At 70.0% G+C, this 21601-nt stretch carries 17 protein-coding genes and 1 tRNA gene; 14 read left to right on the top strand and 4 right to left on the bottom strand.

Features of this window, described 5'->3' with window-relative positions; translation table 11 throughout:
- The first annotated feature begins 88 nt into the window (after positions 1 to 88).
- Positions 89 to 1558 carry a pyruvate kinase gene (pyk, locus tag CIK81_RS01315; RefSeq protein WP_096197795.1) on the top strand — a complete coding sequence of 490 codons (1470 nt, stop codon included), beginning with the start codon at positions 89 to 91 and terminating at the stop codon, positions 1556 to 1558.
- Positions 1559 to 1652: 94 nt separating this feature from the next.
- Here pyk and CIK81_RS01310 read toward each other — a convergent pair.
- A tRNA-Leu gene (locus tag CIK81_RS01310) sits at positions 1653 to 1735 on the bottom strand.
- A 107-nt stretch (positions 1736 to 1842) separates the two neighbouring features.
- On the opposite strand from CIK81_RS01310, the gene CIK81_RS01305 reads away from it, so the two are divergent.
- Both CIK81_RS01305 and CIK81_RS01300 read left to right on the top strand, forming a co-directional pair.
- Complete coding sequence (locus CIK81_RS01305; RefSeq protein WP_096196581.1) at positions 1843 to 2493, top strand: ANTAR domain-containing response regulator; 651 nt, start codon at positions 1843 to 1845, stop codon at positions 2491 to 2493.
- A 48-nt stretch (positions 2494 to 2541) separates the two neighbouring features.
- Positions 2542 to 3906, top strand: a complete 1365-nt coding sequence (locus CIK81_RS01300; RefSeq protein WP_096196580.1) for an ABC transporter substrate-binding protein — start codon at positions 2542 to 2544, stop codon at positions 3904 to 3906.
- 115 nt (positions 3907 to 4021) lie between these two features.
- Here the strand turns inward: CIK81_RS01300 and CIK81_RS01295 are convergent, their stop codons facing one another.
- Positions 4022 to 4486, bottom strand: a complete 465-nt coding sequence (locus CIK81_RS01295; protein WP_096163187.1) for a PaaI family thioesterase — start codon at positions 4484 to 4486, stop codon at positions 4022 to 4024.
- Between the two features lie 112 nt (positions 4487 to 4598).
- Between CIK81_RS01295 and polA the strand changes: the two genes are divergently transcribed.
- The 8 genes from polA to aroD all read left to right on the top strand — a co-directional run bounded on the left by polA (position 4599) and on the right by aroD (position 15060).
- Positions 4599 to 7289 carry a DNA polymerase I gene (polA, locus tag CIK81_RS01290; protein ID WP_096163186.1) on the top strand — a complete coding sequence of 897 codons (2691 nt, stop codon included), beginning with the start codon at positions 4599 to 4601 and terminating at the stop codon, positions 7287 to 7289.
- Positions 7290 to 7683: 394 nt separating this feature from the next.
- Entirely contained in the window at positions 7684 to 9171 is a 1488-nt protein-coding gene (gene rpsA, locus CIK81_RS01285) for a 30S ribosomal protein S1 (protein WP_114305871.1), read from the top strand.
- A 173-nt stretch (positions 9172 to 9344) separates the two neighbouring features.
- Positions 9345 to 10175 carry an HAD-IIA family hydrolase gene (locus CIK81_RS01280; RefSeq protein ID WP_096163222.1) on the top strand — a complete coding sequence of 277 codons (831 nt, stop codon included), beginning with the start codon at positions 9345 to 9347 and terminating at the stop codon, positions 10173 to 10175.
- Between the two features lie 320 nt (positions 10176 to 10495).
- Positions 10496 to 11275 carry a hypothetical protein gene (locus tag CIK81_RS01275; RefSeq protein ID WP_114355292.1) on the top strand — a complete coding sequence of 260 codons (780 nt, stop codon included), beginning with the start codon at positions 10496 to 10498 and terminating at the stop codon, positions 11273 to 11275.
- Positions 11276 to 11364: 89 nt separating this feature from the next.
- Entirely contained in the window at positions 11365 to 12615 is a 1251-nt protein-coding gene (aroC, locus tag CIK81_RS01270; protein ID WP_114355291.1) for a chorismate synthase, read from the top strand.
- Positions 12612 to 13166, top strand: coding sequence for a shikimate kinase (locus CIK81_RS01265; RefSeq protein ID WP_241963867.1), 555 nt, complete (start codon positions 12612 to 12614; stop codon positions 13164 to 13166). The genes aroC and CIK81_RS01265 overlap by 4 nt, the downstream gene beginning before the upstream one ends.
- The gene (gene aroB / locus CIK81_RS01260; RefSeq protein ID WP_096163182.1) at positions 13163 to 14245 is read left to right on the top strand and encodes a 3-dehydroquinate synthase; all 1083 of its coding nucleotides are present in this window, start codon (positions 13163 to 13165) and stop codon (positions 14243 to 14245) included. Before CIK81_RS01265 ends, aroB begins: the two co-directional genes overlap by 4 nt.
- A gap of 11 nt (positions 14246 to 14256) precedes the next feature.
- Positions 14257 to 15060 (top strand): type I 3-dehydroquinate dehydratase, encoded by an 804-nt coding sequence (gene aroD, locus CIK81_RS01255; protein WP_114328439.1) that lies wholly within the window; start codon positions 14257 to 14259, stop codon positions 15058 to 15060.
- A 180-nt stretch (positions 15061 to 15240) separates the two neighbouring features.
- Here aroD and CIK81_RS01250 read toward each other — a convergent pair whose 3' ends face one another.
- Positions 15241 to 16212, bottom strand: coding sequence for a trimeric intracellular cation channel family protein (locus CIK81_RS01250; RefSeq protein ID WP_158541871.1), 972 nt, complete (start codon positions 16210 to 16212; stop codon positions 15241 to 15243).
- Between the two features lie 205 nt (positions 16213 to 16417).
- On the opposite strand from CIK81_RS01250, the gene coaE reads away from it, so the two are divergent.
- The 3 genes from coaE to CIK81_RS01230 all read left to right on the top strand — a co-directional run bounded on the left by coaE (position 16418) and on the right by CIK81_RS01230 (position 21003).
- Positions 16418 to 17059: a dephospho-CoA kinase gene (coaE, locus tag CIK81_RS01240; RefSeq protein WP_114328437.1), complete on the top strand. Its 642-nt coding sequence runs from the start codon at positions 16418 to 16420 to the stop codon at positions 17057 to 17059.
- A gap of 51 nt (positions 17060 to 17110) precedes the next feature.
- Complete coding sequence (gene uvrB, locus CIK81_RS01235; protein ID WP_096163179.1) at positions 17111 to 19216, top strand: excinuclease ABC subunit UvrB; 2106 nt, start codon at positions 17111 to 17113, stop codon at positions 19214 to 19216.
- Between the two features lie 71 nt (positions 19217 to 19287).
- Positions 19288 to 21003, top strand: a complete 1716-nt coding sequence (locus CIK81_RS01230) for an ABC transporter ATP-binding protein (protein WP_096163178.1) — start codon at positions 19288 to 19290, stop codon at positions 21001 to 21003.
- Positions 21004 to 21066: 63 nt separating this feature from the next.
- On the opposite strand, the gene CIK81_RS01225 is transcribed toward CIK81_RS01230, so the two are convergent.
- Entirely contained in the window at positions 21067 to 21567 is a 501-nt protein-coding gene (locus CIK81_RS01225; protein WP_114355290.1) for a pyrimidine dimer DNA glycosylase/endonuclease V, read from the bottom strand.
- Positions 21568 to 21601 lie beyond the last annotated feature (34 nt).

Below are 21601 nucleotides of genomic sequence, written 5' to 3'. Positions count from 1 at the left end.
CACGCGATGCTGCGGCCAGTCCGGCAGAGCACTTCGTGGTGTCCGCCGGCGGGGCCGCGGCCCTTATTCGAACGATAGATGGGTTGATATGCGTAAAGCGAAGATCGTCTGCACACTCGGTCCGGCGACCAACACCTACGAGCAGATTCGTACCTTGATCGAAGCCGGGATGAACGTGGCGAGGATGAACCTCAGCCATGGCACCTACGACGATCACGAGCAGGTCTACGCGAACATCCGCAAGGCCGCCGAGGACCTCGGTCGCAACGTCGCCGTCCTGGTCGACCTCCAGGGTCCCAAGATCCGCCTCGGCAAGTTCGAGAACGGTCCCCACCAGCTCGAGGTCGGCGACACCCTCGTGATCACGACCGACGACATCGTCGGCACGAAGGAGCGCGTCTCGACCACGTTCAAGGGCCTGCCGGGCGACTGCCGCCCCGGCGACGTGCTCCTGATCGACGACGGCAAGGTGTCCATCCGCGTCACCGACGTCTCCGAGACCGACGTGACCACTGTCGTCGAGGTCCCCGGTCCGGTCTCCGACAACAAGGGCATCAACCTCCCGGGGGTCGCTGTGTCGATCCCCGCGATGAGCGAGAAGGACATCGCCGACCTGCGCTGGGGCCTGAAGCTCGGCGCCGACGTCATCGCGCTGTCCTTCGTGCGCGATGCCCACGACATGGACGACGTCCTGCGCATCATGCAGGAGGAGGGGCGTCGCGTCCCGGTCATCGCCAAGATCGAGAAGCCGCAGGCGGTCCGCGCGCTGCGCTCCATCGTCGGCGCCTTCGACGGCATCATGGTCGCCCGCGGCGACCTCGGCGTCGAGCTGCCCCTCGAGCAGGTCCCGCTGGTGCAGAAGCGCGCCATCGAGCTCGCCCGTCGCAACGCGAAGCCGGTCATCGTCGCCACCCAGGTGCTCGAGTCGATGATCACGAGCCCCCGCCCCACCCGAGCCGAGGCCTCGGACTGCGCCAACGCCATCCTCGACGGTGCGGACGCCGTCATGCTCTCCGGCGAGACCAGCGTCGGCGCGTACCCCTTCGAGGCGGTCCGCACCATGGCCCGCATCATCACCAACACGGAGGAGAACGGCGCGGACCGCATCCTCCCGCTGGGCACCATCCCGCACACCCGCGGCGGCGCGATCACGCGTGCGGCGGCGGAGATCGGCGATCAGCTCTCGGCGCAGTACCTGGTGACCTTCACCGAGTCCGGGGACACCGCACGCCGCCTGTCGCGCCTGCGCCCCACGATTCCCCTGCTCGCGATGACCCCGTATCCCGAGGTCGCCCGCCAGCTGTCGCTCACCTGGGGCATCGAGGCGCACCTCGTGCCCATGCAGTCGGACTCCGATCAGATGGTGTCCGAGGCCGACGCGATGCTGCGCGAGAGCAAGGGACTGCAGAAGAACGATCTGGTCGTGATCGCGGCAGGCTCGCCTCCCGGTGTCCACGGCTCGACCAACACGCTGCGCGTGCACCGCATCGGTGACCTCGACGGCACCGAGTCAGCTCGCATCGAGGCCGACCGCATCGCGGCCGGACCCCAGAACTGACGCAGCGCACCGCATGACGACGGCGCCCGCGGCCGCAAGGCCGACGGGCGCCGTCGTGTGTATCGACCCACATCTGGTGCAGGCTCCGACACGGTGCCGGGTGCGGGACTCGAACCCGCACGCCCTCGCGGACAGCGCATTTTGAGTGCGCCGCGTCTACCATTCCGCCAACCCGGCTCGCCCCCGGCGTGGAGGGCTGGACTAGGATACCGCTGATGACCACTTGCCTTGACCACGGCGTGGAGACCACCCCGTGACAGGCCTTACCCGAGATACAGGGCACTATGACTGACGAGAACGCTTCCCTTCCCGACGACCAGCAGGACCTCTCGCTCCCCGAGGAGGAGCAGCGCCGACGCACGGCGATCGTGGCTGAGGACGAGAGCCTCATCCGGATGGACATCGTGGAGAGCCTCACCGAGGCCGGTTTCGAGGTCGTCGCCGCGGTGGGGGACGGCGAGAGCGCCGTATCCAAGACCCGCGAGCTGCGGCCCGACGTGGTCGTGATGGACGTGAAGATGCCCCAGACCGACGGCGTGACCGCTGCGGAGCGCATCGGTGAGGACAATCTGGCCCCTGTGGTCATGCTCACGGCCTTCTCCCAGGCCGAGCTCGTCGAGCGGGCCCGGGACGCCGGCGCGATGGCGTACGTCGTCAAGCCCTTCACCCCGGCGGACCTGCTGCCCGCGATCGAGATCGCGATCTCCCGCTACCAGCAGATCACCCAGCTCGAGTCCGAGATTGCGGATCTCGGCGAGCGTTTCGAGACCCGCAAGCGCGTGGACCGCGCCAAGGGGCTGCTGCAGACGAACATGGGCCTGTCCGAGCCGGAGGCCTTCCGCTGGATCCAGAAGACGTCGATGGACCGTCGGCTCACGATGCGCGAGGTCGCCGACGCGGTCGTCGATCAGCTGGGCGGCTCGAGCAAGGACTGACGGCAGGGCGCCATCCCGCCCCGCGATGAGGGGCGGCGGGGAAAGGGGATGCGCACGACGATGCCGATGCGACGCAGGACGCTGATCCGGGGACTCGGGGTGGGTGCCTTCGGCGCAGGCGCTCTGAGCGCGTGCTCCGGCGGATTCCGGAGGGCGCGTGCGGCGCCGACGGCCGCCGCTGCCCCGGAGCCTCTCCACGAGCCGGAGACCGAGCTCGTCCTCGGATCCCTCGGCGCCGTCCACGGCCGTTCAGCACCGTTCGAGCGCGCGATCTCGGTCGCCGTCGATCAGGCGATGATCGACCTCAACGCCTCCTTCGAGGGCCTGTTCGGCCACGAGGTGGCGATGCGGGAACGGATCGTGGCGCCGGAGACCGGCGCCGATCTGTCGGCGGAGATCGCCGGCCTGGCCGAGGCCGGCGTGAGCGCCGTGGTCTCCTCCCTCGACGAGGAGGCGCTGGCCACGGCGATGCCGCTGCTCGCCGAGGCGGGCATCGCCGTGATCGACGTGTTCACCTCCGGACTAAGCGTGCGGGCCCCCGAGGTGCGCACCGGGAACATGCTGATCCGCCTGGCCCCGCAGGACGCGGCCATCGCGCAGCTGTACGCGGACATCGCCCTGCGCGCGAGCGCCGACGACGGGTCGACGGCCGGGACTCTCGCCTACGTCTCCGAGGAGACCGCGCAGGGACGCAGCCTCGTGCAGGAGCTCAGACGGATCCTCGAGCCCGCCGGCGGAGCCGTGGCCCTGGAGAGCTTCCACCCCGTCGGCGATCTCGGGTCGACCGACGATCTGGTGGCCGCCCTGCTGGACGACCCTCCGGCGCTGCTGGTGCTCAACGGGGGAGGGGAGGCCGGCACCCTGCTCTCGGCTCTGCACACGGCGTCTCGCGACGAGAACGGGCGGCGGACGGTGACGATCCCGGCTCGACTCGGCCCCGCGGCGAGCATCGACTATTCCGGCGCGGGCCTGGCCGCCGGGTGCCTCGAGTCCGCGACCGGGTACGAGCCGGGCGGCGAGCTCTCCGAGGAGCACCTGAACATGATGCTCAACGCGGATCCGGAGCTGCAGACCATCGGCTGCGCGTACTCGCAGCAGGCGTACGACGCAGTGATGCTGGCCGCCCTCGCCGCGCAGGAAGCCCTGTCCGTGGACGGAGCGGCGATCGCCGGTGCGGTCCAGCGGGTGCTGGAGGGATCGACTGCCTGCACGGACTACGGGACGTGCCGCGACATCCTGCGCACCGGCGCCGAGGCGGGGTCCGCCGGATCGGTCGCCTTCGCAGGCAGGGCGGGCACGCTCCGGCTCGGGCCCACCAAGGATGTCTCGGCGACGTCGATCCGCGGGGTGGCCTGGACGACCGCGAACCAGAAGTCCTTCACGAGCCCCACCGCGGTGGGCACGGCACTCTGAGCACCCCGGCGCAGCCCGAGGACTCGTGAGCGGTGCGCAGTCCCGGGCGCGTTGCGTTGTGCAGCGCAGTGCTGTGCTGTGCTGTGAGTCAGCTTCGCCGGTCAGCGTGGAGGTCTCAGCGGGGAGGCAGCAGCATCGTCTGCACGGTGACGGTGCTGAGCAGGGTCCCGGCCTCGTCGTGCACGTCCACCAGGTAGCTGGCGACCTGTCGGCCGGAGTGCCGGGCAGTGCAGGTCGCGGTGACCAGGCCCGAACGGGCCGAGCGATGGTGCAGCGCCGAGACCGAGGTGCCCACCGCCTGCGCACCCTCTCCGTGGACGTCCCGGGCACGCAGGATCGCCGCGAACGAGGCGACGGACTCCGCGAGCGCGATGGTGGCGCCGCCGTGGAGCAGTCCGGCCGGCTGGGTGTTGCCCTTCACGGGCATCGTCATGATGCCTCCGTCGGCGTCCAGCGAGACCAGCTCCATGCCGCAGCGCTCGACGAGCGTGTCGCGGATCAGCGGGCCGAAGAGCGCGTTCAGCTGCTCGGCGTCGAGTCGGGCGGTTCCGCCCTCGGGCACGGAGGTCATATCGGTCATGTCCCAGATGTTGCCACAGGGCGGTCGCGTGTCCGGACCGGCCCGGCCCGGGCAGGGGACGACGGCACGCGGCCGGGCACGCCTGTCATGCGGACGTGCGAGACTTCTCCTCATGACTGCGAGCGACATCGGTGATCAGCGGATCCTCCTCATCGACGGGCATGCCATGGCGTTCCGCGCCTTCTTCGCGCTGCCCGCGGACGGGTTCAGCGACGGGCGCGGTCAGGCCACCAACGCCGTCTACGGCTTCACCCGGATGATCATCAACGTCGTGGCGTCGGAGCAGCCCACCCACGTCGCGGTGGCCTTCGATCTGCCCGGCGGCACGTTCCGTGACCGCATCTACGACCAGTACAAGGGCGGACGCGACGAGACGCCCGCAGAGTTCCACGGCCAGATCGACCTGATCATGCAGGTGCTGGACGCGCTGGGCGTGCGCTGGCTGACCGTCGAGGACTACGAGGCCGACGACGTCATCGCGACCCTCGCCACCCGCACGGCCGCCGAGGGCGGCGAGGCGCTGATCGTCTCGAGCGATCGCGACGCGATCCAGCTGGTGGGCGAGAACGTCACCCTGCTGCAGCCGATCAAGGGCGTCACCGAGATGCGCCGGATGACCCCTGCCGCCGTCGAGGAGAAGTACGGCATCCCGCCCGAGCGCTATCCGGACCTCGCCGCCCTGGTGGGCGAGGCGGCCGACAACCTCCCCGGGGTCCCCGGCGTCGGGCCCAAGACCGCGGCCAAGTGGATCGTGCAGTACGGCGATCTGCCCGGGATCATCGCCCACGCCGGTGAGATCAAGGGCAAGGCCGGCCAGTCGTTGCGCGACCATCTCGAGGACGTCGAACGCAACCGACTCATGAACGCCGCCGTGCTCGATCTCGAGCTGCCCACCGATCCGGAGCACTACACACTGGGGCGCGGCGACGGCGCGACGCTGAACGCCGTCTTCGACGAGCTCGCCTTCGGTCCCACGATCCGCAAGGACGTCCCCACGCGCTTCCTGGCGGAGGGCGAGGAGGTCCCCGCGGCGCCCGCCCGCGAGCTGCCCCCGCTGCAGCAGCCGACCTCGGCGGAGCTGCCCGTGCTGCTGAGCGAGGCCTTCGCCGAGGGCGCGGCCCTCGCGACCGAGGGGAGCTGGGCCCTGGGGCAGGGCGATCTGCTGCGGATCGCCCTGGCCACCCAGGACGCGCGCGCCGTGATCACCCTCGCCGAGCTGGACGACGCCGCCGAGCGCGCCCTCGCCGGGTGGCTCGCCGATCCGGCGATCCCGAAGGTCGCCCACGACACCAAGCTCGTCGGCCATCAGGCTCGGGGGCGCGCTCTCCGGATCGCGGGCTGGCGCACCGACCTCGCGATCGCCGAGTTCCTCTGCCGACCCGACCAGCGCCCGACGGATCTCGCAGGGCTGGCGATGCGCCACCTGCAGGAGGATCTGCAGGTCGAGGCCGCGGCCGCTCAGCAGGAGCTGGACCTCGGCTCCGATGAAGCCGATGGCGAGCAGCTGGGCCGCGCGGCCGACGCCGTGCTGCGTCTGGAGGACCTGCTGCGCGACGAGCTCGAGGAGCGCGGCGCCACCTCGCTCCACGACGACCTCGAGCTCCCGCTGTCCGCGGTGATCGGCGAGCTCGAGGCCACGGGCATCGCGGTCGACGACGCCGTGCTGGCCGGGCTCGACGAGGAGCACGCCGCCCGTCAGAGCGAGGTCGCGGACTCCGCCTTCTCCCACCTCGACGGCGACCGGATCAACCTCGGGTCGCCCAAACAGCTCCAGGAGGTGCTCTACGAGCGCCTCGAGCTCCCCAAGGGGCGGCGTACCAAGACCGGCTACAGCACGAACGCGGAGACCCTGGTCGACCTGTTCGAGAAGACGCAGCACCCGTTCCTCGCGGACCTCCTCGCGCACCGCGACGTCACGAAGATGCGTCAGATCATCGACACCCTGCGGCGATTCATCTCGCCCGAGGGTCGGATCCATACGACGTTCCACCAGAACATCGCGGCGACCGGCCGGCTCTCCTCGAACAACCCCAATCTGCAGAACATCCCCACCCGCACCGAGGAGGGCCGACGGATCCGCTCGGCCTTCCACGTCTCCGAGGGCTACGGCTCGCTGATGACGGCGGACTACTCGCAGATCGAGATGCGCATCATGGCGCACCTGTCCGAGGATGCCGGCCTGATCGAGGCCTTCCGCTCCGGTGAGGACCTCCACAACTTCGTCGCCTCGCGCGTGTTCGACGTCGACCCCGACGAGGTCGATCCCGCGATGCGGTCCAAGACCAAGGCGGTCAGCTACGGGCTCGCCTACGGCCTCAGCGCCTTCGGCCTCGCCCGCCAGCTGCGCGTCTCGCAGGCCGAGGCCACCGGTCTGCGTGACGGGTACTTCGAACGCTTCGGCGGGGTGCGGGACTTCCTGCGCGAGAGCGTCGAGAAGGCTCGCGCGACGGGCTACACCGAGACCATCCTCGGCCGCCGCCGCTACCTGCCGGATCTCACCTCGGACAACCGTCAGCGACGGGAGAACGCCGAGCGCGTCGCTCTGAACTCCCCGATCCAGGGGAGCGCCGCCGACATCATCAAGCTCGCGATGCTGCGGGTCGACGAGCTGCTGCGCCGGAAGGAGCTCACCTCGCGCGTGCTGCTCCAGGTCCATGATGAGCTCGTCGTGGACGTCGCCGCCGGCGAGGACCAGGCCGTGCGCGACGTCATCACCGAGGGCATGGGGTCGGCCTTCGAGCTGTCCGTGCCGCTCGAGGTCGGCATCGGCGTCGGAGCGAACTGGCTCGAAGCGGCTCACTGAGAGCGGCCCCGGGCCGTTTGCGCCGCCGCTGAGTGCTGACTGCGGCCCCGTCCTGCAGCGCGTCAGCGCGGCGATCCGCACCAGGCGAGCGCAGTCAGCGCGGCGACTCGCGCCGGACGAGCGCAGAGGGGGCAGAGCGACCAGAGGGGCAGACGGGCAGACGGGACCGAACTCACAGCGCCATGCCGCCTCGGACGCTCGGTCCCCTCGCGGATCCTGGGCATGGCTGGTAACCTTGTCGAGGTCTGTGCACGGGGCTGCCCGTCTGCGGCGACCAGGTGGATATCCACCAGGTCCCTCACGCTCCGCCGTCCCTGCACCGATCGCGTCCTTCCGAGGGCGCTGCATGCCCACCATTCCTACTCAATCCTGTCCCGACGGAGTCCTTACCTACATGACCGACACCACGACCCCCCAGATCGCCATCAACGACATCGGCGGCGCCGACGAGCTCATGGCCGCCATCGATGCCACCATCAAGTACTTCAACGATGGCGACATCGTCGAGGGCACTGTGGTGAAGGTCGATCACGACGAGGTCCTCCTGGACATCGGCTACAAGACCGAGGGCGTCATCCCCTCGCGCGAGCTGTCCATCAAGCACGACGTCGACCCCGGAGAGGTCGTCGAGGTCGGCGATGAGATCGAGGCCCTGGTCCTCCAGAAGGAGGACAAGGAAGGCCGTCTGATCCTGTCCAAGAAGCGTGCGCAGTACGAGCGCGCCTGGGGCACGATCGAGCAGATCAAGGAAGACGAGGGCGTCGTCACCGGCCGCGTCATCGAGGTCGTCAAGGGCGGCCTCATCGTCGACATCGGCCTGCGCGGCTTCCTCCCCGCCTCCCTCGTCGAGATGCGTCGCGTCCGCGACCTGCAGCCCTACGTCGGCCAGGAGATCGAGGCGAAGATCATCGAGCTCGACAAGAACCGCAACAACGTGGTCCTGTCGCGCCGTGCCTACCTCGAGGAGACCCAGTCCGCGGTCCGCTCGGACTTCCTGCAGACCCTGCAGAAGGGCCAGGTCCGCGAGGGTGCTGTGTCCTCCATCGTCAACTTCGGCGCATTCGTCGATCTCGGCGGTGTCGACGGCCTGGTGCACGTCTCCGAGCTGTCCTGGAAGCACATCGATCACCCCTCCGAGGTCGTCGAGGTCGGTCAGAAGGTCTCCGTCGAGGTCCTCGACGTGGACATGGACCGCGAGCGCGTCTCTCTGTCGCTGAAGGCGACTCAGGAAGACCCGTGGCAGCTCTTCGCACGCACCCACGCCATCGGCGAGGTCGTGCCGGGCAAGGTCACCAAGCTGGTTCCCTTCGGTGCGTTCGTGCGCGTCGAGGACGGCATCGAGGGCCTCGTGCACATCTCCGAGCTGGCTCAGCGCCACGTGGATCTGCCCGAGCAGGTCGTCACCGTCGACCAGGACGTCTTCGTCAAGGTCATCGACATCGACCTCGAGCGTCGTCGTATCTCGCTCTCGCTCAAGCAGGCCAACGAGGGCGTCGACCCCGAGGGCGACGACACCACGTTCGACCCGGCTCTGTACGGCATGGCCGCGGAGTACGACGAGAACGGCGAGTACAAGTACCCCGAGGGCTTCGACCCGGAGACCAACGAGTGGCTCGAGGGCTACGACGCCCAGCGCGAGGTGTGGGAGGGCCAGTACGCGGCCGCCTACGAGCGCTGGACCGCCCACAAGGCTCAGGTCGCCGAGGCCATCAAGGCCGACGAGGAGTCCGCGAACGCCCCGGCAGTGGAGTCCTCCTCCTCGACGCCGTCCGCGGCGCCGGCTGCTGCGCAGTCGTCCTACCAGTCGAGCACCTCGGACGAGGGCACCCTGGCCTCCGACGAGGCCCTGGCCGCCCTGCGCGCCAAGCTCACCGGCAACTGATCCTCGGATCGTTCCTCGGAACGGCCCGGTCCCTTCTGGGGCCGGGCCGTTCCGGCGTCTCGGTGCCGGGCCGGCCCCTCCGCCCCGTCGGCCGACGGGCAGCGTGAGGACACGTGCGCGGTCGTGGCCGGATGGACCTGCACGTCGGGCCGTCCTCAGGGCACACTGGTGTCATGACCACCGCGTTCGACGACCATCCGATCCACTCCTGGCTCACCGACATGGACGGCGTGCTCGTCCATGAGCAGGCCGCCCTCCCGGGCGCCGCCGATTTCATCGCTGCCCTGCAGCAGTACGGCCGGCCCTTCCTGGTGCTGACCAACAACTCCGTCTTCACCCCGCGAGACCTGCGGGCCCGGCTCTCGCGCAGCGGCATCGACATCCCCGAGGACTCGATCTGGACCAGTGCCCTGGCCACCGCCCGCTTCCTCGCCGAGCAGGCGCCCGGTTCCTCGGCGTACGTGATCGGTGAGGCCGGCCTGACGAGCGCCATGCATGAGGAGGGCTTCATTCTTGCCGACAGCGATGTCGAGTTCGTCGTCCTGGGGGAGACCCGCACGTATTCGTTCGAGGCGATCACGCGAGCGATCCGCCTGGTCAAGGGCGGCGCGAAGTTCATCGCCACCAACCCGGACGTCACCGGTCCCAGTGCCGAAGGCCCGCTGCCGGCCACCGGAGCCGTCGCGGCGATGATCACCGCCGCCACCGGCATCCACCCGTACTACATCGGCAAGCCGAACCCGCTGATGATGCGCACCGCGCTGAATCGCATCGGTGCGCACTCGGAGACCTCGGTGATGATCGGTGACCGGATGGACACCGATGTGAAGTCCGGCCTCGAGGCCGGCATGCGCTCGGTGCTCGTGCTGTCGGGATCGACGCGCGAGGAGGAGATCGCCCAGTACCCGTTCCGCCCCACCACGGTGCTGGACGGCATCGCCGACGTGGTCCCGCTGGTCGAGCGGCTCACCCCGCTGGAGTCCGTCGAGCTCGACGAGGACTGACGCCAGGTGCTGGATGCCCGGTCTCGTCGGCCGGGCCCGTTCGTCCGACGGGACCGAGCGTCTTCGAGGGCCAGGACGGCGGATCCTGGTGCGTAGGCCCTGGCGTCGGCGGACGTGAATGGTTTGTGAGGAAGCGATGGCCGTCCGGGCAATGGCGTTGACGTCACCGCAGCACCATGGAAGGTTCATGGGCGAACCGCAGAACTGTAAACGAAAGGTCAAGGGTGATGGTGGCAGCTGTCAGTCGCCCCAGATCCTTCGACCGCCTGCGGGTCCCGGGAGGCCACGAGGCACTCGGTCACAGATCGAAGGAGACGACGATGACCAGCCGGCAGCGCATCCGCACCCTGACCGCCCTCGGATTCTGCGCCCCGCTCGTGGCGGCTGCAGCCTTCGGCGGCGCCACTCTGGCCAGTGCGGACTCTGCGCCCCAGCAGGCCGTTTCCGCGCAGCAGGGAGCTGTGTCCGAGGTTCAGCTCGACGCCCGATCCGGCGAGCCCACGGATCTCCTCACCACGGGCAGCAAGGATTTCGCCGAGCCGACGGACCCTACCGTGTCGTCGAAGGGCGTGGCGAAGGAGCTGTACGCCGCGGCGGCGAACCTGGATCTGAGCGACTCTGCGACGTGCGCGAGCGGTCTGGACATGGACGATCCTCAGAGCGTGACGACCTGCACAGTGGTCGGTGTCAGCGGCGAGGAGGAGACCTACTACGCGTACATCTCGCCGTCCTCCACCGCGGAGAGCGACTACTGGCTGTACTTCGCACAGGATGCGCCCCTCTCCGACGCCGCGGCGACGGGGCTGAACGACGGGCTGAACGGCACCGGGGTCTACCCGGCGTTCGGCGAGCAGGACGACGTGCAGCAGGTGCTCGATCCGGAGCTCGCCACCGAGCGGGCGAACTTCGTGCTCGACGGCGTCGGTCGCGACGACATGACGGTGACCGATGTCGACGGCGATGTCGACCTCGCCATCCCGGAGCCGGTGCGCGGCACGGCCGTGGAGGACGGCTCCGGGCGTGAGGTGGGGGTGACACTGCTGCCGATCCCGACCACCGGGGAGACGCCCGGACTCCTGGTGAGCATCGACGGTCCGTGAACGACGCATCGTGAGAAGGATCCGGGTGGGCGTCCGTGCAGCACGGACGCCCACCCGGTGCACGCCGTCGTCATGAGAGAATCGGCCCCATGTTGCGCTGGCTCACGGCCGGGGAATCCCATGGCCCTTCCCTCATCTCCCTGCTCGACGGCGTCCCCGCCGGGATCGAGCTGACCAGTGACGACCTGAAGGCGGCTCTCGCCCGACGGCGGCTCGGGCATGGCCGCGGCAGCCGGCAGAAGTTCGAGCAGGACGTGCTGACGATCCACGGCGGCCTCCGTCACGGGCGCACGCTCGGCTCTCCGATCGCGATCGAGATCGCGAACTCGGAATGGCCCAAGTGGGAGAAGGTCATGAGCGCGGATCCGGTGCCCCGCGAGGACCTCCTGGTGGATGCCGGCACCGGCGACGAGCGCGAGATCGCCCGGAACCGCCCGCTGACCCGTCCTCGTCCCGGTCACGCCGATCTCTCCGGCATGCTCAAGTACGGCCTGGACGAGGCCCGTCCGATCCTGGAGCGCGCGAGCGCGCGAGAGACCGCCGCTCGCGTGGTCGCCGGCCGCGTGGCCGCCGCGATCCTCGAGCAGACCGCAGGCATCCGCCTCGTCTCCCACACCCTCTCCGTCGGCTCCGTGCGGGGCCCCGAGGACGCTCCGCTGCCGGCCCCCGAGGACGGCGCCGCTCTGGACGCGGATCCGCTGCGCTGCTTCCACGCCGAGACCTCCGCCGAGATGGTCAGCGAGGTCGACGCCGCGAAGGCCGACGGCGACACCCTCGGCGGCGTCGTCGAGGTGCTCGCCTACGGCCTGCCCGTGGGGCTCGGCTCGCACACCCAGTGGGATCGCAAGCTCGACGGCCGCCTCGCCCATGCGGTCATGTCCATCCAGGCCATGAAGGGCGTCGAGATCGGCGACGGCTTCGCCACCGCGGCCCGCCGCGGCTCCGTCGCCCACGACGAGATCCTCATCGGCGACGCGGCGGACGCCGGGCAGGACGTCCCGCGGGCCACGAACCGCGCCGGAGGCCTCGAGGGCGGCATGACCAACGGTCAGGTGCTGCGGGTCCGAGGAGCGCTCAAGCCGATCTCCACCGTCCCGCGCGCGCTGCGCACCATCGATGTCGCCACCGGCGAGCAGACCACCGCGAACCACCAGCGCTCGGACGTCTGCGCGGTCGCGCCCGCCGCGGTGATCGCGGAGGCCGTCGTCGCTCTCACCCTGGTCGACGCACTGCTGGAGAAGACCGGCGGGGACAGCGTCGAGGAGATCCGTGCCCATCTGGCGGGCACGGTGGATCTGCAGTCCCGGATCGTGGGCGGTGGCGCGGGCGCAGCATCGTGACCGACCTCGTCGGCCCGGCCGTGATCCTGCTCGGCCCGATGGGGGCCGGCAAGACCAGCGTCGGCAGAGTGCTCGCCGCCCGCCTCGAGGTCCCCTTCGACGACCTCGACGCGATGATCGTCGCCGAGGCCGGGCGCCCCATCCCGGAGATCTTCCGCACCGAGGGGGAGCCCGGCTTCCGCGAGCTCGAGGCGCAGATGCTCGCTCGCGCCCTCACCACCTGCCGGGGCGTGCTCGCCCTGGGCGGGGGAGCGGCGATGCACCCCGCTTCGCGGGAGCTGCTCCGCGGCGGCCCCCTCGTGCTGCTCGAGATCTCCCCGGAGCTCGCCGCCGTCCGGCTTGGCCGGGGCAGCGGCCGCCCCCTGCTCGCCGGCGACGCCGATCCCATGGTCCGCTGGCGCGAGCTCGCCCTCGAACGTGACCCCGTCCACCAGGACCTGGCCCGCTGGCGCATCGACGCCGGCCGCGGCAGCGCCGCCGCTGTCGCGCGCGGCATCACCGACATGATGGGGCAGGACCTCCTGGCCGCCCCGGAGAAGGAGGATTCATGAGCACGACCGTGATCCCTGTGACCACCCCGACCGGCGGATACGAGGTGCACGTCGGCCGCGGGATCCTGGAGTCGATCCCGGGCCTGATCCCCGACCGCGTGCGACGCGTCGTCATCGTGCACCAGCCGAGCCTGCGCGAGGTCGCCGACGAGGTGCGCTCCGCGATCGTGGACAGCGGGCGCGAAGCCTTCGCCGCCGAGGTCCCCGACGGCGAAGAGGCCAAGACCGCCCAGGTCGCCGGCTTCCTGTGGGGAGTGTGCGGACAGGCCGAGATCGGCCGCGGCGACCTCGTGGTGGGGCTCGGCGGTGGCGCCGCGACCGACCTGGCCGGCTTCGTGGCCGCCTCCTGGCTGCGCGGCATCGACGTGCTGCAGGTTCCCACCACGGTCGCCGCGATGGTGGACGCAGCCGTGGGCGGCAAGACCGGGATCAACACCTCCGAGGGCAAGAACCTCGTCGGCGCCTTCCACCCGCCGATCGCCGTCGTGGCCGACCTGGACGTGCTCGCGGGCCTCGGCGCGCATGATGTCGCCGCCGGCCTCGCCGAGGTGGTCAAGGGCGGATTCATCGCCGATGAGCGGATCCTCGAGATCATCGAGGAGGACCCGCAGGCCGTGCTCGACGTGTCCACCGATGCCTTCCGGGAGGTCGTCGAACGCAAGATCCGGATCAAGGCCGAGGTGGTCTCCGAGGACCTCACCGAGCAGGGCAACCGCGAGATCCTCAACTACGGCCACACGCTCGCCCACGCCATCGAGCGCAACGAGCGCTATCAGTGGCGCCATGGAGCGGCCGTGTCGGTCGGCATGATGTTCGCCGCCGAGCTCTCCCACCTCGCGGGCAAGCTCTCGGAGGCCGACGTGGACCGCCACCGCTCCGTGCTCACCTCTCTCGGACTGCCCACCACCTACCGCGACCGCCAGTGGCCGAAGCTCGAGGACGCGATGAAGCGCGACAAGAAGACCCGCGCCGGCGTGCTGCGCTTCGTCGTCCTGGACCGGGTCGGCAAGGTGACTCGGCTCGAGGGCCCCGATCCTGTCCTGCTGCTGTCCGCCTACGCGGCGATCACTGCTGAATGAGGGAGGAACCGATGACCGAGAGCATCCCGATCACGGCCACCGTACGAGGCATCGAGCTCGGGCGTGCGCGCCCCGAGATCATCGTGCCCCTGGTGGGCGATGACCACGAGGCCGTCATGGAGCAGGCCGCTGCGGCGGTCGCGACCCCGGCGCGCATCATCGAATGGCGGATCGATCTCTTCCGCCCCGATCTCGACGACGCCGAGGACCATCGGGACGTCGTGCTCGCCACGCTCCCGCGGCTGCGGGCCGCGCTCGGCCCGGACCGCGCGCTGCTGGCGACCGTGAGGACCTCCGCGGAGGGAGGCGGCCGGCAGATCCGCGACATCGATCTGGCCGTGCTGCTCGAGGCCCTGATGGGGGAGCGGCGCGCCGGCACGCAGTCACAGGTCGACATGATCGACGTGGAGACCTCACGGGCCCCGGCGATCGTGTCCCGCGTGGTCTCGACCGCGCATCGCAACGGCGTGGTCGTGGTGGGGTCGTACCACGACTTCGAGGGCACGCCCGAGGAGGAGGAGCTGTGCGAGCTGCTGCGCTCCCAGCGACGCCTCGGGGCGGACGTCCCGAAGATCGCTGTGACGCCGCAGACCCCGCGGGACGTCCTGACGCTGATGTCCGCGAGCCTCACGGTCGCCTCGGAAGGGGCCGGGCCGCACATCGCGATCAGCATGGGGCCCCTCGGCGTCGCCAGCCGGGTCGCGGCCGAGACCTTCGGCAGCGCAGCGACCTTCGCGACCGCCGGGCCCCGCTCGGCGCCGGGCCAGCTCGAGGCGGACGATGTCGCCCGGATGCTCGAGCTGCTGCGCCCCTGACATCACCCGCACCTCACCGGCGCAGCACCGGCTCGGCGCGGAGCAGTGCCGATGTGCCGCGCCGACCTGCAGGGACGCTCCCAAGCCTGAAGCTCACGTTGAGGTTGAAGCCGTGGGTGCTCGAGTAACCCTGAACCCCATGTTGAGACTGAGGTTTGCGGGGTTCAGCAGGTCGGATGGTCACAGTTCCTCGGCAGGTGGTTCCTGCTCGTCGGCCTGCTCATCGGCGTCGCCCCGGTTCGGCCCCACGGTCGCGTCGCCGTCGGTGCTCGCCTGGCCCTGGGTGCCCACGACGCGTCCGGCGGAGCGGTCGTGCCCCTCCGTGTGATCGCCGTCGTGGAAGGTGCGCTCGGCGTACTGGCCGGAATCAGGGTCCAGGAAGCTCACGTCATCGGCGAGGTCGTCGGTGGTCGCATCGATCACCGGGATCGCGCCGGTCTCCAGAGCCACCCGCTCCCGCTCGGAGCGTCGGGTGCGGCGCACCAGTGCCTTCAGCTGCGAGGCCGACATGGTCACCTCCCACTCGCCGTGCTTGGGCAGCGACCAGCGCCGCCACGACGCGAGACCCGCCAGCAGCGCTCCGAGCGCTACGGCGACGAGCACGAACGGCGACGGGATGCCGAGCGCGATCACGACCCACGTGATGATCGCGGTCACGAGCGCCCCGGTCGCATACAGGGGGCCGCCGCCGAAGATCGCCGGGATGCGGCCGACGAGCACATCACGGATCACGCCTCCGCCGACGGCGCTGGTGATCCCCAGCAGGATCGCCGGCAGCGGATCCAGCCCGTATCCCATGGATTTCGCCGTGCCGGTCGCGGCCCACAGCCCCATCGCCGCGATGTCCAGCGCCGTCACCGTACGGCGCCACCACGGGCCCTCCGGGGAGATCAGGAACGAGAACAGCGAGCCGGCGAGTGCGCAGGCCAGGTACCAGGGGCCGTCGAACGCCGCCGGAGTCCCGTAGTCGAGGATCAGGTCTCGCACCAGACCGCCGCCGAGTCCGGCGGCGATCCCGATGATCGCGAAGCCCACGGCATCGAATTTGAGCCGGGCGGCCAGGGCTCCCGACGCCACTCCCATGACGAACACGCCGATGAGATCCAGCACGCGCAGGAAGTCATTGGAGATGAGCAGCTCGAGGGGGTCCACGCCTCGACGGTAGCCCGCGGCGAGGGCAGGCGGCCCGCCGTCCGCGGAAGGAGTCGTCCGCCGGGCTCTTCGCGGGGGGCCGGGCCGCCAGCTCGTCCGGCGCGTCCGAATGATCCGACGCGAGTGAGCCGTCTGAGCCGTCTGAGCCGTCTGAGTCGTCTGAGGCGTCCGATCACCGCGTCCGATCACGCCGTACGATCGCGCTATGACCGCGTCCTCGCCCTCGTCCCTGCTCCGCATCGGCCTGACCGGCGGCATCGGCTCGGGGAAGTCCACCGTGGCCGAGCAATGGCGTCGGGCCGGGCACCGCGTGGTCGACCTCGATGCGCATTCACGTGCTGTGCTGGACGTGCCCGGCGCGGGGGTCGAGGAAGCCGTCGACCGCTTCGGGGAGCGCTATCGGGATCGTCAGGGGACGATCGATCGTGCGGCCCTCGCGACCCTGGTCTTCGCCGATGACGAGGCCCGCGCAGCGCTCGAGGCGATCGTGCTGGGCCGGGTCGACGAGGCGGTCGCCGCCGAGGAGCGTGCCGCGGTGCTGGCGGGGGAGACGCTGGTGGTGCACGACAGTCCGCTGCTGCTGGAGAAGGACCACGAGGACGACTATCTGGCCGTCATCGCGGTGCTGGCCCGGCGGGAGGACCGCATCGATCGCGTGGTGCGTGATCGTGGCCGGGACCGCACCTATGTCGAGTCGATCATGGCGGCTCAGGTCACCGATCTCGAGCGGATCCGGCGCGCCGATCGGCTGATCCTCAACACCGGGGACCGGGAGGTCCTCGCCTGCCGCGCGGACCGGGCGCTGGGCGCGGTGCTCCAGCAGGCAGAGGATTCCGCCGTGCGCTGACTCCGGCATCGCGTCGTTTCGTGTGTCGGAGACGGGACGTAGGCTCGGATCATGCGTCCTGTCACCGATCTGGTCCGCGCCGAGCATCCCTTCGAGGTGGTCTCCGAGTACTCGCCCTCGGGAGACCAGCCGACGGCCATCGCGGATCTCACCCGCCGCGTCAACGACGGCGAGCAGGACGTCGTGCTGCTCGGTGCGACAGGCACCGGCAAGTCCGCGACCACTGCGTGGCTCATCGAGCAGGTGCAGCGCCCCACGTTGGTGATGGCCCACAACAAGACGCTCGCCGCGCAGCTGGCCAGTGAGTTCCGTGAGCTGCTGCCGCACAACGCGGTGGAGTACTTCGTCTCGTACTACGACTACTACCAGCCCGAGGCGTATGTCCCGCAGTCGGACACCTTCATCGAGAAGGACTCCTCGGTCAACGCCGAGGTGGAACGGCTGCGCCACAGTGCCACGAACTCGCTGCTGACGCGACGGGACGTCGTCGTGGTCTCCTCGGTCTCCTGCATCTACGGCCTGGGCACCCCGCAGGAGTACGTGGACCGGATGGTGCAGCTCAGCACCGGTCAGCAGATGGACCGTGACGAGCTGCTGCACCGCTTCGTGGACATGCAGTACGACCGCAACGACGTCGCCTTCGAGCGCGGCACGTTCCGGGTGCGCGGCGACACCGTGGAGATCATCCCGATGTACGAGGAGCTCGCGATCCGCATCGAGTTCTTCGGCGACGAGATCGATGCGCTGTACACGCTGCACCCGATGACCGGCGAGGTGATCCGGGCGGAGGACCACATCCACATCTTCCCGGCCTCCCACTACGTGGCCGGCCCCGAGCGCCTCTCCCGGGCGATCGGGACCATCGAGGTCGAGCTCGCCGAGAGGCTCGAGGAGCTCGAGGCGCAGAACAAGCTGCTCGAGGCGCAGCGCTTGCGGATGCGCACCACGCATGACCTGGAGATGCTGCGGCAGGTCGGCTCCACCAACGGCGTCGAGAACTATTCCCGCCACCTCGACGGTCGCGATCCCGGCAGCGCGCCGAACACCCTCATGGACTACTTCCCGGAGGATTTCCTGCTGGTGATCGACGAGTCCCATGTGACCGTCCCCCAGATCGGCGCGATGTTCGAGGGCGACCGCTCCCGCAAGCGCACGCTGGTCGACTTCGGCTTCCGCCTGCCCAGTGCCCTGGACAACCGCCCGCTCACCTTCTCGGAGTTCACCGAGCGCACCGGCCAGACCGTCTACCTCTCCGCGACGCCGGCGGACTACGAGCTGGGCAAGGCTCAGGGCGTGGTCGAGCAGATCATCCGGCCCACCGGGCTCATCGACCCCGAGGTCATCGTCAAGCCCGTCAAGGGCCAGATCGACGATCTGCGCGAGGAGATCGACAAGCGGGTCCAGCGCGACGAGCGCGTGCTGGTGACCACGCTGACCAAGCGCATGGCCGAGGACCTCACCGATTTCCTGCTGGAGAACGGGGTGCGGGTGCAGTACCTGCACTCCGACGTGGACACGCTGCGCCGCATCGAACTGCTGCGCTCCCTGCGACAGGGGGAGTTCGACGTGCTGGTCGGCATCAACCTGCTGCGTGAGGGCCTGGATCTCCCCGAGGTGTCGCTGGTGGCGATCCTCGACGCGGACAAGGAGGGCTTCCTGCGCTCGCGCACCTCGCTGATCCAGACGATCGGGCGCGCGGCCCGCAACGTCTCCGGTCAGGTGCACATGTATGCCGATCGCATCACCGACTCGATGGAGTCCGCGATCGAGGAGACGAACCGCCGCCGCGAGAAGCAGATCGCCTACAACACCGAGCACGGCATCGATCCGACGCCGCTGCGCAAACGCATCGCGGATGTCACGGACATGCTCGCCCGCGAGGACATCGACACCGACACCCTGATGGCCACCGACTACCGCTCCGGCAAGGAACGGGTGGCTCGCGACCGTGCGCGCTCGAACGCCGTGGACGCGGTCAGCGGTCGCACCGTCGATCTCGGGGACGACCCGGTCGCGTCCCTCACCGGCATGATCGACGAGATGACCGCTCAGATGCATCAGGCGGCCGAGACCCTCCAGTTCGAGCAGGCTGCCCGACTGCGCGACGAGGTCCAGGAGCTCAAGAAGGAGCTGCGCGCGATCCAGCGCTCGTCGTGACGACGTGAGAGACTCGTCCGGTTCGTCCGCAGCGAACCGGACAGCTCGACGTCGACGACGGGGGAGGGCACGTGCGGACCATCGCGTGGGTCTCCCGGCGCGCCGTGTCGGCGGCTCCGTTCCTGATCATCTCGACGACGCTGCTGTCGCTGGCCCTGGCCGCCGTGCCTGCGCTGCAGGTCCTGCTCATCGCGGCACTGATCTCGGCGCTCGGGGACACGGAACGTCTTGTCGACGTGGCAGGCCTGCTCCTCGCCATGATCCTGGTGGTCGGGCTGAGTCCGTCGGCATCGTCGATATGCGGCGACCTCCAGCACCGTGCCGCCCAGCGGCTGCAGGCCGAGCTGAACTCCTCGCTCGTCCGCGAAGCATCGCGGATCCCACCGGAAGAACTGGTCAACTCCGCGGTCGCCTCCCAGGTGGAGCGGCACTCCCGCGCCATCGGAGAGGGCATCGCCTGGTCCTTCAAGCAGTACATGGATGCGCTGATGGCACTGCTGTCCTCGCTCGGAGTCATCGCCGCCGTCTTCGCGTTCAGCCCGCTCGCCGGTGTGCTCACCCTCATCGCCCTCATCCCTCCGCTGATCTATTCTCGGCATCTCTCGCGCGTCTGGGAATCGCAGTGGGAGACGGTCAGTCCGCATTACGACAGGGAGCGCTACCTGCGAGAGCTCATCGTGCGTCAACGCTCGGCGACGGAGCTGGCCGGTCTGGGGACCTCGGAGCGAGTCGGGCAGATGGTGGCGGATCGCTGGCGGGCGATCGACTCCATCATGGCCAGGGCGGTGCGCCCACAGATCACGGGGAGCCTGCTGAGCGGCCTCGTGGCGGCGCTGCTCCTCGGGGGCGCGATCGTCTCGGTCGTCGTCGGTGCCCGGTTCGAGTCGCCGGCCGTGGCCGGCATCTACGGGGTGATGGCGGCGATGACCGCGTCCGCCGGAGCGGGGTTGAATGCAGGGCTCGCCATCGAGACCCTGCCGCTCGCCCGAGGGTTCCATCGGTTCCTCTCCGTGGGCAGACCGAGCCGGATGCACGCGGTCGCGCCTGCGGTGCGAGAACTTCGCGGGGAGCATCTCACGCATCGATACAGCGGCCGAACCGTCGACGCGATCACCGACGTGAGCATCGAGGCTCGCCTCGGTGAGGTGATCGCGCTGGTCGGGGTGAACGGTGCCGGGAAGACCACCACGGTCAACGCACTGCTCGGTCTGGTGACGCCCCGAGCAGGTGAGGTCCTCCTGGACGGGGTGGGTCGCTCGGAGCTCAGCGAGGCCGCGTGGCTCGCGAGGTTCGGTCTGCTCACCCAGGAGTTCGGCCGCTTCGAGCTCACGGTGCGGGAGGCCGTCCGCCTCGGCTCTCCCCGGGAGGACGTGACGGATGCGGAGATCTGGGACGCCCTGCGCTCCGCGCACGCGGCGGAGATGGTCGCTGCGATGCCGGATGCTCTGGATCAGCAGCTCGGGGAGCAGTGGGGCGGTGTCGGGATCTCCGGGGGCCAGTGGCAGAGGCTCGCGCTCGCTCGCATATATCTGAGGGACGCCCCGGTCTGGGTGCTGGACGAGCCGACGTCAGCGATCGACGCGGAGGCCGAGCAGGAGATCTTCCACGAGCTGCAGCGGACGAAGCACCGCAGGATCACGATCGTCGTCTCCCATCGGGCATGGACCCTCAAGGAGATGGACCGGATCTACGTCATCGACGAGGGCCGGGTCGCCGAGCAGGGGACCTACGAGGACCTGCTCGCCCTTGACGGCAGGTTCGCCACGATCTTCGCCGAGCAGAGGTGACGGACCGGGGCAGAGCTCTCGCTCAGAGACGGCGCTCAGAGCCATCGCTCCGGGCGGGCTCCCTCACCGCGCGGCGCGTTCCCAGGGCTCGACGTCTCCGGGGACCGCCTCGAACAGCGGGTGCAGCTCGGGCCCGGTGCGGGCGGACTCCCGCTCCCAGCGCTCAGGGTCCCGTCGGGACAGCTTGAGCAGCAGATGCTCCCACTCCACCGCGATCTGTCCCTCGGTCACCGGGATCCGGTCGACGGACACAGGCGCGCCGTGGTCCCCTTGCCCGTCGGGCCCATGCCCGGCGGCCCCTTGGTCCGCCGCCGTGCGTGGGCGGTCGATACGGGAACGGTCGAAGCGGTAGCCCCTCTCGGCGGCTTCCTCGGCAAGTGCCTCGAGGTAGGCCCCGACGGCGGCGATCGGGTCCTCCTGGGCGCGGAACCGCTCGAGCTGAGGGTGGGAGCGGTAGCCCGTGGTCCTGCCGGCGAGGACGGCCTGGGCGAGCAGCGACTCCCGCCAGCAGCCGGTCAGCCCCGGGCGATCGAGGTGACGGGGGTGCAGGGTCCACAGGCGCATGCCCCTATCCTCCGTCAGATCCGAGCGGACGACC

The sequence above is a fragment of the Brachybacterium sp. JB7 genome (assembly GCF_003335205.1).
Lineage (GTDB): Bacteria > Actinomycetota > Actinomycetes > Actinomycetales > Dermabacteraceae > Brachybacterium > Brachybacterium alimentarium.
Note: the sequence above shows the minus strand (reverse complement) of the source record. Positions and strands in the feature narration are given on the sequence as shown.